The following is a 14,642-nucleotide window of genomic DNA, read 5'->3' on the forward strand; positions in this document are numbered from 1 at the left end:
CGAAACTAATGCGTTTAAACCTTGATGTACTTTTGATTCTTGATGCTCTGGATAGACATGGCTCGTTCGCGCTGGCGGCCGAGTCGCTATTTAAAACCCCCGCCGCGCTGAGCTACATGATCCAAAAACTGGAAAGCGATCTGAACATCAGTCTGCTGGATCGTTCCGGACACCGGGCGAAATTTACCGATACCGGTAAAATGATGCTGGAAAAGGGGCGCCTGCTGCTCAATGCCGCCAACGATCTGGAAAAACAGGCGCAGCTGCTGAGTTCCGGCTGGGAGCGGGATCTGGCGATTGCGCTGGACGACTCTTTTCCTTTCCAGGCCCTATTGCCGCTGATTGAAAAGTTTTACGCGCAATATCCGCAAACCCGCCTCAACTTTACCCATCATACTCTGGCAGGCTCGTGGGAGGAGCTGACTCACAACGGCGCGGATATTATTCTTGGGGCGATTAACGAACCGCCGACTTCAGCGGAATGGTCGTGGAAAATGCTCGGCGCGATGGACAACGTGTTCGTTGTCGCGCCCGGCCACCCGCTGGCGGAAACGACCCAACCGCTGACCAACAAACAGCTTAGCCTGCATCGCGCGGTGGTTATTAGCGATAGCGCCCGCTACTGTCATCCATTGAACAGCAACCTGCTCGATGAGCAGGAGCAAATCCGGGTCGATGATTTCGCCACCAAAGTCGCGCTCCTGCGCGCCGGTTTGGGATGCGGATTCCTGCCCCGCCACATCGCCCGCCCGTGGCTGGAGAGCGGTGAGTTGCTGGAGAAACCGGTGATTTCGAGCCGTGAGAAAGATATTACCTATATGGCCTGGCGTAGCGGCAATAACGGTCTGGCTCAGCGCTGGTGGCGAGAAGCTATTCTCGAAGACAGCTGTCTGAGCCAGCTCTACCGTTAACGGCTACACCAGACGCTAGCGGAAATCGCGGGCAGACTCAGCACATCATCGTGCATGTCGCCCGCGCCTTCTTTACGCTGCCACGTTTTCCCCTCCAGCAACGGCGATGCGTCGATTACCACCTCGCAGGCGTGACCGCGGTTTATCGCCACCAGCACCCGCTGCTGTTTATAAACGCGAACAAAGACCACCACGTTATCTTCCGCATAGATGACCTGGCAGCCGCCGTAGCGCAGCGCCTGATGCCCCTTACGCAAGGTGGTCATACGTTTATATAACGCCAACAAGGTTTCATCCTGCAGTGCCGGATCCCATGGGAAGGGTTTACGGCAGAAGGGATCGTTGTTGCCATCGACGCCGACTTCATCACCATAGTAAATACACGGAACGCCCGGCCAGCAGAACAGCCAGACCACCGCCAGCGGCAGTCGCGCCACATCTTTACCCAGCAAGGATTTGAAACGCGCGGTATCGTGGCTATCCAGTTGGTTAAACATCCGCAATTGCTGCTGATGCGACAGCCCGGCGCGATAGTTGTCCATCCACGCCATACAGGTTTGCGCATCGATGTGCTGCGGATCGTAGGAAATATCGGTATTAGCGAGGAAACCCCACAGCGGGAAGGTAAAACCACGATAGTTCATCGCCGCATCTTCGGCATCAGCCTGCAGCCACTGACGCGCGTCGCCGAAATGTTCGCCGAATACAAAAGCCTCCGGCTGCTCCCGCTTCGCCGCCTGGGTGATACCGGCAATATGGCGCAGGTTGTTGCGCGCGCCGCCATCTTCGCCCAGCATATGCACCACGTCCAGCCGCCAGCCGTCCATACTCCACGGCGCTTTTAACCAGTGGCGCACCACGCTGTCTTCGCCCGCATAGATTTCATTAACCAGGCTCGATGAACGGTAGTCAAGTTTTGGCAGACTGGCGTAACCCAGCCAGTTATGCGCTACCCCGTCCGGGGAAAAATTAAACCACTCACGCCACGGTGAATCCGGCCGATGGCAGGCGCCGTTACTCGTCTGCTGGTGGCGATCGAACCACGGGTGCGAGTCACCGGTATGGTTAAACACGCCGTCGAGGATCAGCCGCATCCCTTCACGCTGCGTATTGTGGCGCAGGCGCAGCAGCGCGGCATCGCCACCGAACTGCGGATCGACACGGCGGTAATCAGCGGTATCGTATTTATGTACGCTGGGCGCGACGAATACTGGGTTGAGATACAGCGCGGTCACGCCAAGCTGCTTCAGATAAGGAAGCTTCTCGCTAATACCGTCGAGATCGCCGCCATAAAAGGTCGAACCGCCCGCCTCGCCGGTTAACGGCTCATCCCACGCTTTTAGCACAATATCCTGGCCGGCCGCATGGTGGTAATAAACCTGGTCCTGCCCGGCTTCTCGCGCCTCGCTACGGGCGAAACGGTCGGGGAAAATTTGATAAAAGACCTGATCGGCGACCCACTGCGGGCCGCTATCCGGCACATCAACCGCAAACTGCTCCAGCCGTGCGGGCGGAAAACGCTGAAAACCCTGCGGCGTAAACCACAGCTGACGGTCCGCCCACAGCAGCTTAAAGCTATAGCGGCGGCGCGGCTGGCCGTTCGTCAGGTTGATCTCCCCACGCCAGGCGACGACATCGGCGTGTGGGGATTGGCGCAGGCGCTGCATGGGCAACGACAGCTCTTCATTGTCTTCTTCCGCGCGCAGCGTAATGCGCTGCGGCATCGTTTCGCCGCTTAGCCACAATGTGATAACGAGTCGTTCCTGTTGCTCTTTAATAAAAGGAGCAACCGGCAGGTGCCAGGCCTTCAACATCATCATTCCTCTTTTTGCGTAATGGCCACACCTTGCCACAGTGAACCGGCGTATAACTCATCATCAATAGAATAATTGGGGGAGGAGAAAGGAGGAGGATGTGATTTTTCCGGGCCGCGGCAAAGCCGGACCCGGAAGAGCGGAGAATTACTGCGCCTGGGCTAACTGACGGTCGCGGCGGGTCTTAATTTTCCAGCCAACGAGCAGCAGCGCGATCCACGCAAAGCCGACGTACAGCGATATGCGGGTATCCGGATGGTAGCCGATAAGCGCGATGATAAAGACCAGGAACAGCAGGCCGACCACGGTGGTGGCCACGCCGCCCGGCACTTTGAACTTCAGCGCCTTAACCTCTTCCGGCGACAGGCGACGACGGAAAGCGATTTGCGACAGCAGGATCATAATCCACACCCACACCGTGGCGAAGGTCGCCAGCGAGGCAATCACCAGGAAGACGTTTTCCGGCATGATGTAGTTGAGATAGACCGCAAACAGCAGCGCAACGGTCATCACCAACACCGTCACCCACGGCGTACCGCGACGCGACGTTTTAGCGAACACCTTCGGGGCGCTCCCCTGTTCGGCCATTCCGTGCAGCATACGGCCAACGCCGAATACGTCGCTGTTAATCGCCGACAACGAGGCGGTTAACACCACGAAGTTCAGGATGCCGGCGGCAAAGGTAATTCCCATATGCTGGAAGGTCAACACGAACGGGCTGCCGTTAGTCCCCACCAGGTTCCAGGGATAGATAGACATAATGACGAACAGCGTCCCCACGTAGAACACCAGGATACGCATCGGCACCGAATTAATCGCCCGCGGAATCGATTTTTCCGGATCCTTCGCTTCACCGGCGGTGATACCGATAATCTCAATCCCGCCGTAGGCGAACATCACCATCTGCAGCGACATCACCATCCCCAGCCAGCCGTTACTGAAGAAACCGCCGTTACTCCATAAGTTATGAATACCGGTGGGCTGACCGCCGTTGCCGATACCCCAGATGATGATGCCGAAACCGGCGAGGATCATGATGATAATCGTGGCGACTTTAAAGAATGAGAACCAGAACTCCAGTTCACCGAACACCTTCACGCTCATCAGATTGACGGCGCAGATAATCAGCACCACGCTCAGTACCCATATCCAGTGCGGCACCGCCGGGAACCAGACGCCCATATAGATACCGAAGGCGGTCACGTCGGCAATCGCGACGATCAGGATTTCAAAACAATAGGTCCAGCCGGTGATATAGCCGGCCAGCCCGCCGAGGTTCTCCTGCGCATAACGCGAGAAAGAGCTGGCGGAAGGGTTATGCACCGACATTTCGCCCAGCGCGCGCATGATGATATACGCCGCCACGCCGCCGATAATGTATGCCAACAATACGCTCGGCCCCGCCATTTTAATGGCGTCAGCCGAACCATAGAACAGGCCGGTACCAATAGCGGAACCAAGGGCCATAAAGCGAATGTGCCGGGTACTTAGCCCGCGCTTAAGCTTGTTACTACTTTCCATCGTGTTCCATGCCGTTTTTCTCGTTTGTGCTTTGCGGGGGCAAAACGCAAAAGGGAATGACCAAAAAAACAAAAAACCACGGGACCTTAAGTCCCGTGGTTAAACACCTGCGTAAAGCGTCGGTTAATGGGCTTTTGAGACCACCGGGCTACCCGCTGCGCGATCGATGATCGCGGCCAGCACGGCCATCACCGCGGTCGGCAGCAGCCACGCCAGACCTTGCGCTGCCAACGGCAGGCTCGCGGTCCATTGCGGCAGAATATCTGCGAACGCCGATGCTTTAACGCCATCAATGATACCAAACATCAGGCTGATAAACATTGCCGGCGCGATAACGCGGGAGGAATTATGCCACCAACCGCGGGTAAAGCTTAATACCACCAGTGCGATACACGGCGGATAGATAGCGGTTAACACCGGAATCGAAATCTGAATCAGATGGCTGAGCCCCAGGTTAGAAACCGCCATGGAGAACAGGCCGAGAATAAACACCAGCGAACGATACGACAGCGGCAGATACTGCGCGAAGAACTCAGCGCAGGCGCAGGTCAGGCCAACCGCGGTGACCAGACAGGCGATAAATATCAATGCCGCCAGCAGGAAGCTGCCCGCGCCGCCGAAGGTATGCTGCACGTAGGAGTGCAGAATAGCCGCGCCGTTTGCCGACTGATCGACCAGCGTCGCGCTATCGGAACCCAGGCGGAACAGCGCCAGGTACAGCAGCGTCAGGCCCACGCCGGCCATCAGACCAGCCCAGACGGTGTAGCGAGTCAGCAATCGGGCTTCGCTAACGCCACGGGAACGCGCGGCATTGACGATAACGATACCAAAGACCATCGCCCCCAGCGTGTCCATGGTCAGATAGCCATTGACGAAACCATTAGAGAACGGCGCGGTACGATAGGCTTCCATCGCGTCGCTAATCGGGCCGGCCGGCCAGATTACCGCGGCCACCGCGAGCACGACCAGGGCGATAATTTTCAGCGGCGCCAGGAAATTGCCGACGGTATCCAGCAGTTTGCCCGGATAGAGGGAAACCAGAATCACCAGCGCGAAATAGATAACGCTATAGATAAGCAGCGGCAGCGCGCCGTCGCCGGTCAGTGGAGCAATCCCCACTTCAAATGAAACGGTTGCGGTACGCGGGGTCGCGAACAGCGGCCCAACCGCCAGGTAGCACACCACGGCCAGCAGAATGCCCGCAACTTTGCCGATTGGCGAGCTCAGACGCTCAACGCCGCCGCCGACTTTCGCCAGCGCGACTACCGTTAGCACCGGCAAACCCACGGCGGTGATCAGGAAGCCAATGGCTGCGGTCCAGACGTGTTCGCCGGCCTGTAAGCCAACCATCGGAGGGAAGATAATGTTGCCTGCGCCAACGAACAGCGCGAAGGTCATAAAGCCCAGCGCGATGATGTCGCGAGATTTTAACTGATGGGTCATAAATTCATTACTGCCTGTGGATGTGGTGTTGTAAAAACGGAAAAATACCGTGCCTTCCTTTCGGGATGATACAGCGGCCATTGCCTGTAAACTCAGCGAGATATGCTCTCGAAGCGGCGTGGAAAAGAATTGTTTTTTGAATTACCACGCAAAAGCAGTCTTACCGGGACTGCATAGGGGGCAATTTAAACGCTTATAACGTTTTAAAGCAAGGTGGGATCGTAAAACCAGATGATTATGCTAACTATGATTTTGAACCTGGATTAATTGACCATAACGACGCAAAACGCGTGGCTAATCATGCGAACAATAAATAACCAGGCGTTCGTTTAATACGCAACGTAAAGTTGACTGCAAATGAAAATGACCAGCCGAAGCTGGTCATTGGCAAGGAAAGCTGACAAACGCCGCGTCAGGCGACATTTTTGGCAATTAAACGTTCCGGCAGCAGAAAGCTAAAGCGCGTTCCCTTCCCGACCGTACTTTCGATTTCCAGGCGGCTTTCGTGATGGCTGACCGCGTGTTTCACGATAGCCAGCCCTAAACCGCTGCCGCCGGTTTGCCGGGAGCGCGCCTTGTCGACGCGGTAGAACCGCTCGGTTAGCCGGGGTAGATGCTCAGGCGCAATGCCCGGGCCGTTATCCTCAACGCTAAACAGCGCGCCGTGCGGCGCCCGCTGCCAGACGACGCGGATCTCGGTTCCCGCTGGCGTATGGTTTACGGCGTTGTACACCAGATTGGAAATCGCGCTGCGCAACTGCTCTTCGTTACCCATCACCTGGAGCGTTTCGTCGACGCTAAAGTGCAACTGATGCTTACCCTGGCTTAGCGTTTGCGCCTCGCGCTCAACCACCCGCAGCATCATTGGGACGTCGATTTTATCGTTCATCGCCAGCACCGGCGCGGCTTCAATACGCGAGAGCGTCAGCAACTGCTTCACCAACCCTTCCATCCGCTGCGTTTGCTCACGCATGGTATGCAGGGCTTTTTCCCGCGTCGGCCCTTCCAGCACCTGCTCCTGCATCATCTCGAGATAACCCTGCAGTACGGTGAGCGGCGTGCGCAGCTCGTGGCTGACGTTGGCGAAAAAGTTACGCCGCGCGCCTTCCAGTTGGTGCATTTGCGTGACATCGCGCGCCACCATCAACCACTGTTTATCGCTATAAGGCATCACGCGAATTTCCAGATGACGGGCGTTATTGAGCACCAGATTAAGGGGCTTGGTGAAATCGCGGTTTTTCAGATAGTTAGCAAACTCTGGGTAGCGCAGCAGGTTGAGGATATTCTGCCCGCTATCGTCCGGCCAGCGTAGATTAAGGATTTGTTGCGCCAGGCCATTACACCAGAAGATGGCGCCCTCTTCGGTGGTCAGCACCACCGCATCGGGTAAGGATTCCGCCCCGCTGCGAAAGCGCTTGATAAGGCTTCCCAGCTCGCGGCGACGTTTTTTATTACGCATCTGCATTTGATGCAGACCATACAGCAGCGGTTCCCAACTGCCGCTTCCCGGCGGCGGCGTCATACTGCGATCGACCCACAACCACCATGACAGACGTAACAAATTCCAGAAATGCCAAATAAGCAACCCGGTCACCGCCGCCAGTAAAAACCACGGCAGATGACCGAAAAACGCCCCGAGGATCAGGGCCGGGATACAACATAAGAAAAGCTCAAGCGCCAGCCTTTTCCATGACAGCCGTTCCAGCACGGGTCACACTCCTGTCAAAATTCAGAAACGGGCGGAGAAACGATATCCCGTGCCGCGAACCGTCTGTACCATTCGGTCATGGCCGCTATGTTCCAGCGCTTTGCGCAGGCGGCGAATATGCACATCCACCGTCCGGTCTTCAACGTAAACGTTGGTTCCCCAAACGTGATTCAGCAGCTGTTCACGGCTGTATACGCGTTCCGGGTGGGTCATAAAGAAGTGTAATAATTTAAACTCGGTCGGCCCCATATCCAGCGGATTTTCACCGGTCATGACGCGATGCGAGGAAGGATCCAGGCTCAGCCCCTGCATCTCAATCACCTCTTCAACCGCCATTGGCGAAATACGCCGCATCACCGCCTTAATTCGCGCCACCAGCTCCTTCGGCGAAAACGGTTTGGTAATATAATCATCCGCGCCGGTTTCCAGACCGCGAACGCGATCTTCTTCTTCGCCGCGCGCCGTCAGCATCACCACCGGAATATCGCGGGTCATCGCTTCGCGCTTAAGCTGTTTAATAAACTGTAGCCCCGATCCGCCCGGCAACATCCAGTCGAGGAGAATCAAATCGGGCCAGGGTTCATTGAGTTGATTCACCGCACTGTCAAAATCTTCCGCCTCGACGGGCTGAAAGCCGTTTTGCTCCAGAACAAAGCAGACCATTTCGCGGATTGGAGCTTCATCTTCAACGACCAGAATTCTTCTCGCCATTATTTACCCTGTGTTTTTTAGCCATCAGTATAGAAGTGCGCGGCCATTATGCGTCAGATTTGTGACAGATTTATGAAAAAATGACCGTCTGATGAATGCGGATTTTGAATGATGACACGCACTTAACGCATCCAGTCTCGCCGTAATAGGGCAAAAGGAATACGGGCGGCAGGATCAACGTTATAATGGCCGCCTGGCTTTTATCGCAACGGAATTTTTATGCGCATCCTTCATACCTCCGACTGGCACCTCGGCCAGAACTTCTACAGCAAAAGCCGCGCGGACGAACACGCCGCCTTTCTCGACTGGCTGCTGGAACGCGCGCAGGAACACGAGGTGGATGCCATTATCGTCGCCGGCGATATTTTTGATACCGGCTCTCCGCCGAGCTACGCCCGCGAACTGTATAACCGTTTTGTCGTTCAGCTGCAGCCAACCGGCTGCCAGTTGGTGGTGCTGGCGGGCAACCACGATTCGGTAGCGACGTTAAACGAGTCGCGCGAAATACTCGCCTTCCTGAAAACCACCGTGGTCGCCAACGCCGGCCACGCGCCCTTTATCTTGCCGCGACGCGACGGCACGCCCGGCGCAGTCTTCTGCCCGGTGCCGTTTTTGCGCCCGCGCGAACTGGTGGTCAGCCAGGCTGGCCACTCCAGCGGTGAAAAACAGCAGCAGTTACTGACCGCCATCAGCGACTACTATCAGCAGCAATATCAGCAGGCCTGCGATCTGCGCGGCGAACGCGGATTACCGATTATTGCCAGCGGCCACCTCACCACCGTCGGCGCCAGCAAAAGCGACGCGGTCCGTGAAATCTATATCGGTACCCTCGACGCCTTCCCGGCCAACCGCTTCCCGCCCGCCGATTACATCGCGCTCGGTCATATTCATCGCGCCCAGATGGTCGGCGGCTGCGAGCATATTCGCTACAGCGGTTCGCCGCTGCCGCTGAGTTTTGATGAAACCGGAAAAAACAAAAGCGTTAATCTGGTCTCATTCAGCGAGGGCAAGCTCAGCGAGGTGACGCCGCTGCCGGTGCCGATCACCCAGCCGCTGGCGGTACTGAAAGGCGATTTCGCCAGCATCACCGAACAGCTTCAGCAGTGGCAGGATAGCGCGCAGCAGCCGCCGGTCTGGCTGGATATCGAAATCACCAGCGATGAATACCTGCACGATATCCAAAGAAAAATTCAGCAGCAGACCGAATCGCTGCCGGTGGAAGTGCTGCTGGTGCGCCGCAGTCGCGCCCAGCGTGAACGCATTCTGGCCGGCGTTCAGCGAGAAACGCTGAGCGAACTGCAGGTGGAAGAGGTGTTTGCCCGCCGCCTGGCGCTGGAAACTCTTGATGCTCCACAGCAACAGCGGCTGGAGCAACTGTTTACGGAAACGCTGCATAGCCTGAACGGTGAGGAACACCTGTGAGAATCCTGAGCCTACGCCTGAAAAACCTTAACTCGCTGAAAGGCGAATGGAAAATCGACTTTACCGCTGAACCATTCGCCAGCAATGGGTTATTCGCGATTACCGGGCCGACCGGCGCCGGGAAAACCACCCTGTTAGATGCCATCTGTCTCGCGCTGTACCACGAAACGCCGCGCCTGAGCAGCGTATCACAATCGCAAAACGATCTGATGACCCGCGACACCGCCGAGTGCCTGGCGGAAGTTGAATTTGAGGTCCGGGGCACCGCCTATCGCGCCTTCTGGAGCCAGAACCGCGCCCGCAACCAGCCGGATGGCAATCTACAGGCGCCGCGCGTTGAGCTGGCGCGCTGCGACGACGGTAAAATTCTTGCCGACAAGGTCAAAGACAAACTGGAGCTGACGGCATCAATTACCGGCCTCGACTATGGGCGCTTTACCCGTTCAATGCTGCTTTCGCAGGGACAATTCGCCGCTTTCCTCAATGCCAAACCGAAAGAGCGCGCCGAGCTGCTAGAAGAGCTGACCGGGACTGAAATTTACGGGCAAATTTCCGCGCAGGTCTTTGAAAAACATAAACTCGCCCGCATTGAGCTGGAGAAGCTGCAGGCGCAGGCCTCCGGCGTCGTACTATTAAATGATGAGCAGCAGCAGGCGTTACAGCAAAGTTTGCAAGTACTTACTGCTGAAGAACAGCAGCAGCTTGCCGAACAGACCCGCCAGCAAAATGCCCTACAGTGGCTGCGCCGCCGTCAGGAGCTAAACGCGGAAGCCACCCAGGCGCAGGCCGCTTTACAGCAGGCGTTACTGGCGCAGGAAGCCGCCGCGCCGCAGCTGGCTGCGCTACAAACCGCGCAGCCGGCAGAGCAACTGCGCCCATTATGGTCGCGGCTGCAGGAACACAGTACCGCGCTGGCGCAAACCCGCCGTCAGGTTGAGGAAGTAAATACTCGCTTACAGGACAGCCTGCGCCGTCGCGCCGGGATCCGCCTGGCAGCCCAACAACGCCTGGCTCAACTAGAATCCAGCCAGCAATCGTTAAATGAGTGGCTTAAAGCGCACGAGCGATTCCAGCAGTGGAGTACGGCGCTGGCAGGCTGGAAAGCCACCTTCCAGCAGCTTAACCGCGACGCTCAGCAAGAGTTGACGCTACAGCAGCGCCTGCAGGATGCCAGCCGTAAGCTCGGCGAATTGCCGGCCACCGCGCTAACCCTCGATGCGCAGCAGGTCAGCCGCGAGCTGGCACAGCATACCGCCGCCCGCCCGCTGCGCCAGCAGCTCTCAACCCTCCATCGCCAGCTGCAGCCGCTGTTCCTGCGTCTGCGGCAGCTACAGAGCGCGGAAAACGCCTCACAGCAGGAAAAAGAGAAGCTTGAAGCCGCGCTACAACAGCGCCGTCAGGCGTGGAAGGAAAAAAATCAACAGCTCAGCGATGTAAAAGCCATCTGCGAACTGGAAGCGCGTATCGCCGGGCTGGAAGCCGAGCGCGCCCGCCTGCAGCCAGGCGCGCCTTGTCCACTGTGCGGTTCCGCACATCATCCGGCGGTGGCGGAATACCAGGCGCTGGTGCCCGGCATCAACCAAACCCGCCGCGACGCGCTGGATCGGGAAGTGCGACAGCTGGCGGAAGAAGGCGCGCAGCTGCGCGGCCAGCTTGAAGCGTTGCTTAAACAACAGCAAAAAGACGCTGACGAGAAAACATCGCTTCTGCAGCAGGAGCAAGCGCTCACCTCTCAATGGCAAGCCACCCTCGCGGAATTAGCGATCGCGCTAACGCCGCAGGATGATATTGCCGGCTGGCTTGATAGCCAACAGCAGCATGAACAGCAGCTGTATCAGCATCAACAACGACTGGCCTGGCAGGCGCAACAGCAAGAGAGCCAGCAGCAGCTCCAGCAGTTACAGCAGGATCTCGAACAGCGCCGTCGCGCCCTGCAGGCGGAACTGGAGGTTTATTCCCTGGCGCTTCCGCCTGCCGCGGAGGCTAACGACTGGCTGGCCCAGCGCGAAGCCGAGACCCACAGCTGGCAGGCGAAACAAAATGAAGCCGCCGCGCTGCAGGAGCAACGCCAACAGCTAACGCCGCTGCTGGAAACCCTGCCCGAGTCAACGGAAACCGTCGTTCCCGCGCCGCTGGAGGGCTGGCGGCAGGTGCATGATGATTGCCTGGCGCTACAGAGCCAGTGGCAAACGCTGGGCCAGCAGGAAAGCCAACAGCAGGCGCAGGTGAAGGAAAGCGAAAAGCAGTTTACCGCCGCGCTGGCCGCCAGCCCGTTTGCCGACCAAACGGCCTTTCTTGCCGCTTTGCTTGACGAGGCTAGCCGCCAGCGGCTGGAACAACTCAAGCAGACGCTGGAAAAAGAAGTTCAGCAGAACCAAACGCTGGCCCTGCGGGCGCAGGCGTCGCTTGAACGCCATCAGCAACAGCCGCCCGGCGATATTGATATTAACCAGCCGCTGGAGCAGCGAGAGAATAGGCTGGAGCAACTGGCGCGCCAGTTGCGGGAAAACAGCGCCCGTCAGGGTGAGATCCGCCAGCAGTTGAAGCAAAACAGCGATAACCAACAGCGCCAGCAATCATTACGCCAGCAGATGGAACAAGCCGCGCAGCAGGTCGAAGACTGGGCCTGGCTGAATGCGCTCATCGGTTCAAAAGAGGGTGATAAGTTCCGTAAATTCGCCCAGGGGCTGACGCTGGATAATCTGGTGTGGCTGGCTAACCAGCAGCTCAACCGCCTGCATGGTCGCTACTTGCTGCAACGCAAAGCCAGCGAGGCGCTGGAGCTGGAAGTGGTGGACACCTGGCAGGCCGACGCGGTGCGCGATACCCGCACGCTTTCCGGCGGCGAAAGCTTCCTTGTGAGCCTCGCGCTGGCGCTGGCGCTATCTGACCTGGTGAGCCATAAGACGCGGATTGATTCGCTCTTCCTTGACGAAGGATTCGGCACCCTGGATAGCGAAACGCTGGATACCGCGCTGGATGCGCTCGACGCGCTTAACGCCAGCGGCAAAGTTATCGGCGTGATTAGCCACGTCGAGGCGATGAAAGAACGCATCCCGGTGCAGATTAAAGTGAAAAAGATAAACGGTCTGGGATACAGCCGATTGGAGAAAGCGTTTGCGGTGGAGTGAAGTCTTCTCCTCACCCTAACCCTCTCCCCACAGGGGGGAGAGGGAATGAGATTATAGCGGCCACAGCCATGCCGCGCCGCGAACGCCGCTGGAATCGCCATGCATCGCCTGGCGAATCGGCGTCTCGCATTCTCCGCCGAATACCCACTGCTTCACCAGCCCCGGTACCGTTTGATACAGGCGTTCGACGTTGCTCATCCCGCCGCCTAACACAATGACATCCGGATCGAGGATATTCACCACGTGCGCCAGCGATTTCGCCAGCCGCTGCTCGTAGCGGCGCAGCGCCAGTTCGGCCTTTTCGTCACCTTCTCCCACCAGGCGCATAATCTCGCGGCCGGTTAATGGTTTTCCGCTTAGCCGCTGATAGTCGGTGGCGAAACCGGTGCCGGAAATAAAGGTTTCAATACACCCCTGCTTGCCGCAATAACAAGGCACTTGCTGACGATAGCGCAGCTCATCTTCATCCATCCACGGCAGCGGGTTGTGTCCCCATTCGCCGGCTGTACCATTGCCGCCGATATGCGCGCGCCCGTTCAACGCCACCCCCGCGCCGCAGCCGGTACCGATAATGACCGCAAACACGGTTTGCGCCCCCGCGGCCGCGCCATCGACCGCTTCCGAAACCGCCAGGCAGTTAGCATCGTTGGCAAGCCGGACCTCACGATTGAGGCGCAGGCTGAGGTCTTTATCGAAGGGCTGGCCGTTCAGCCAGGTCGAGTTGGCGTTTTTCACCACCCCACTATATGGCGAAATCGAGCCGGGGATGCCCATACCGACGGTGCCGCGCTGCCCGGTCGCCTGCTCGGCCATCTCCACCAGCGAGGCAATGGTCTCGATGGTCTGGCGATAATCCTCCCGCGGGGTTGGCAAGCGGTGGCGAAATAACTGCTGGCCCAGCTCACTCAGGGCGATGACTTCTGTTTTTGTTCCACCTAAATCAATACCAATACGCACAGTCTGCTCCTCACCCCGATTAACAATGCAAGCATAGCGACAATTCGCTATCATGCCCGCCTGATTTAACGACAAAGCCGTGGAAATTATCATGCTGTGGTTCAAAAATTTAATGGTTTACCGTCTGAGCCGCGATATCGAATTGCGCGCCGAAGAGATGGAAAAACAGCTGGCCGAGCTGACATTTACCCCTTGTGGCAGCCAGGATATGGCGAAAACCGGTTGGGTATCGCCGATGGGATCGCACAGCGACGCGCTGACGCATACGGCAAACGGCCAGATCGTTATCTGCGCCCGTAAAGAAGAAAAGATCCTGCCGTCGCCGGTGATCAAACAGGCGCTGGAAGCGAAGATCCTCAAGCTCGAAGCCGATCAGGGCCGCAAGCTGAAGAAAACGGAAAAAGATTCGCTGAAAGATGAAGTGCTGCACTCGCTGCTGCCGCGCGCCTTTAGCCGCTTCAGCCAGACGATGATGTGGATCGATACCGTCAATGGCCTGATCATGGTGGACTGCGCCAGCGCGAAGAAAGCGGAAGATACGCTGGCGCTGCTGCGTAAAACGCTGGGCTCGCTGCCGGTGGTGCCGCTGACGCTGGAAAATCCGATCGAGCTGACGCTGACCGAATGGGTGCGCTCCGGTAGCGTGGCTCAGGGCTTCCAGCTGCTTGACGAAGCTGAATTGAAAGCGATGCTGGAAGATGGCGGCGTGATCCGCGCGAAGAAACAGGATCTGGTGAGCGATGAGATCGCCGTACATATCGAAGCGGGTAAAGTGGTCACCAAACTGGCGCTCGACTGGCAGCAGCGTATCCAGTTTATGATCTGCGACGACGCATCGATCAAACGTCTGAAGTTCTGCGACGAATTACGTGACCAGAATGAAGATATTGACCGCGAAGATTTTGCGCAGCGTTTTGACGCCGACTTTATCTTAATGACCGGCGAGCTGGCGGCATTGATCCAAAACCTGGTAGAAGGCCTCGGCGGCGAAGCTCAGCGCTAAGGCATCACCTTCCTGCCGGGC

Annotated in this window: 10 protein-coding genes; 4 read left to right on the top strand and 6 right to left on the bottom strand. The window is 57.6% G+C overall.

All coding sequences use genetic code 11. The features are described 5' to 3' along the window. The first annotated feature begins 8 nt into the window (after nt 1-8). On the top strand, nt 9-911 hold the full coding sequence (locus tag PGS10_RS12440; protein WP_045390943.1) for a LysR family transcriptional regulator: 903 nt from the start codon (nt 9-11) through the stop codon (nt 909-911). Here the strand turns inward: PGS10_RS12440 and malZ are convergent. The 5 genes from malZ to phoB form a co-directional block, all read right to left on the bottom strand. Next, nucleotides 908-2,725 carry a maltodextrin glucosidase gene (gene malZ / locus PGS10_RS12445; protein WP_047078663.1) on the bottom strand — a complete coding sequence of 606 codons (1,818 nt, stop codon included), beginning with the start codon at nt 2,723-2,725 and terminating at the stop codon, nt 908-910. The genes PGS10_RS12440 and malZ overlap by 4 nt on opposite strands. Before the next feature lie 147 nt (nt 2,726-2,872). Then, nucleotides 2,873-4,246 (bottom strand): proline-specific permease ProY, encoded by a 1,374-nt coding sequence (gene proY / locus PGS10_RS12450; protein ID WP_047044535.1) that lies wholly within the window; start codon nt 4,244-4,246, stop codon nt 2,873-2,875. Nucleotides 4,247-4,369: 123 nt separating this feature from the next. After that, complete coding sequence (gene brnQ, locus PGS10_RS12455) at nt 4,370-5,689, bottom strand: branched-chain amino acid transporter carrier protein BrnQ (RefSeq protein ID WP_015368011.1); 1,320 nt, start codon at nt 5,687-5,689, stop codon at nt 4,370-4,372. A 412-nt stretch (nt 5,690-6,101) separates the two neighbouring features. Beyond that, complete coding sequence (gene phoR / locus PGS10_RS12460) at nt 6,102-7,397, bottom strand: phosphate regulon sensor histidine kinase PhoR (RefSeq protein ID WP_045390952.1); 1,296 nt, start codon at nt 7,395-7,397, stop codon at nt 6,102-6,104. Between the two features lie 21 nt (nt 7,398-7,418). After that, on the bottom strand, nt 7,419-8,108 hold the full coding sequence (phoB, locus tag PGS10_RS12465; RefSeq protein WP_004099401.1) for a phosphate response regulator transcription factor PhoB: 690 nt from the start codon (nt 8,106-8,108) through the stop codon (nt 7,419-7,421). A 219-nt stretch (nt 8,109-8,327) separates the two neighbouring features. Between phoB and sbcD the strand changes: the two genes are divergently transcribed. Continuing rightward, nucleotides 8,328-9,530 carry an exonuclease subunit SbcD gene (gene sbcD, locus PGS10_RS12470; protein ID WP_316423042.1) on the top strand — a complete coding sequence of 401 codons (1,203 nt, stop codon included), beginning with the start codon at nt 8,328-8,330 and terminating at the stop codon, nt 9,528-9,530. After that, entirely contained in the window at nt 9,527-12,661 is a 3,135-nt protein-coding gene (gene sbcC, locus PGS10_RS12475) for an exonuclease subunit SbcC (RefSeq protein ID WP_316423044.1), read from the top strand. The genes sbcD and sbcC overlap by 4 nt, the downstream gene beginning before the upstream one ends. A 51-nt stretch (nt 12,662-12,712) precedes the next feature. Here the strand turns inward: sbcC and mak are convergent, their stop codons facing one another. Beyond that, complete coding sequence (gene mak / locus PGS10_RS12480; RefSeq protein ID WP_316423046.1) at nt 12,713-13,618, bottom strand: fructokinase; 906 nt, start codon at nt 13,616-13,618, stop codon at nt 12,713-12,715. Nucleotides 13,619-13,709: 91 nt separating this feature from the next. On the opposite strand from mak, the gene rdgC reads away from it, so the two are divergent. After that, nucleotides 13,710-14,621, top strand: a complete 912-nt coding sequence (rdgC, locus tag PGS10_RS12485) for a recombination-associated protein RdgC (protein WP_049061870.1) — start codon at nt 13,710-13,712, stop codon at nt 14,619-14,621. Nucleotides 14,622-14,642: the final 21 nt, after the last annotated feature.

Origin of the sequence: Klebsiella sp. 141153, assembly GCF_032601995.1 — a bacterium.
In the GTDB taxonomy this organism is placed as follows: Bacteria; Pseudomonadota; Gammaproteobacteria; order Enterobacterales; family Enterobacteriaceae; genus Klebsiella; species Klebsiella aerogenes.

Excerpts from the sequence above, each read along its gene's own strand:
- malZ (WP_047078663.1), bottom strand. The coding sequence starts at position 2,725 with ATGTTGAAGGCCTGGCACCTGCCGGTTGCTCCTTTTATTAAAGAGCAA.
- sbcD (WP_316423042.1), top strand. The coding sequence starts at position 8,328 with ATGCGCATCCTTCATACCTCCGACTGGCACCTCGGCCAGAACTTCTAC.
- PGS10_RS12440 (WP_045390943.1), top strand. The coding sequence starts at position 9 with ATGCGTTTAAACCTTGATGTACTTTTGATTCTTGATGCTCTGGATAGA.
- phoB (WP_004099401.1), bottom strand. The coding sequence starts at position 8,108 with ATGGCGAGAAGAATTCTGGTCGTTGAAGATGAAGCTCCAATCCGCGAA.
- rdgC (WP_049061870.1), top strand. The coding sequence starts at position 13,710 with ATGCTGTGGTTCAAAAATTTAATGGTTTACCGTCTGAGCCGCGATATC.
- brnQ (WP_015368011.1), bottom strand. The coding sequence starts at position 5,689 with ATGACCCATCAGTTAAAATCTCGCGACATCATCGCGCTGGGCTTTATG.
- proY (WP_047044535.1), bottom strand. The coding sequence starts at position 4,246 with ATGGAAAGTAGTAACAAGCTTAAGCGCGGGCTAAGTACCCGGCACATT.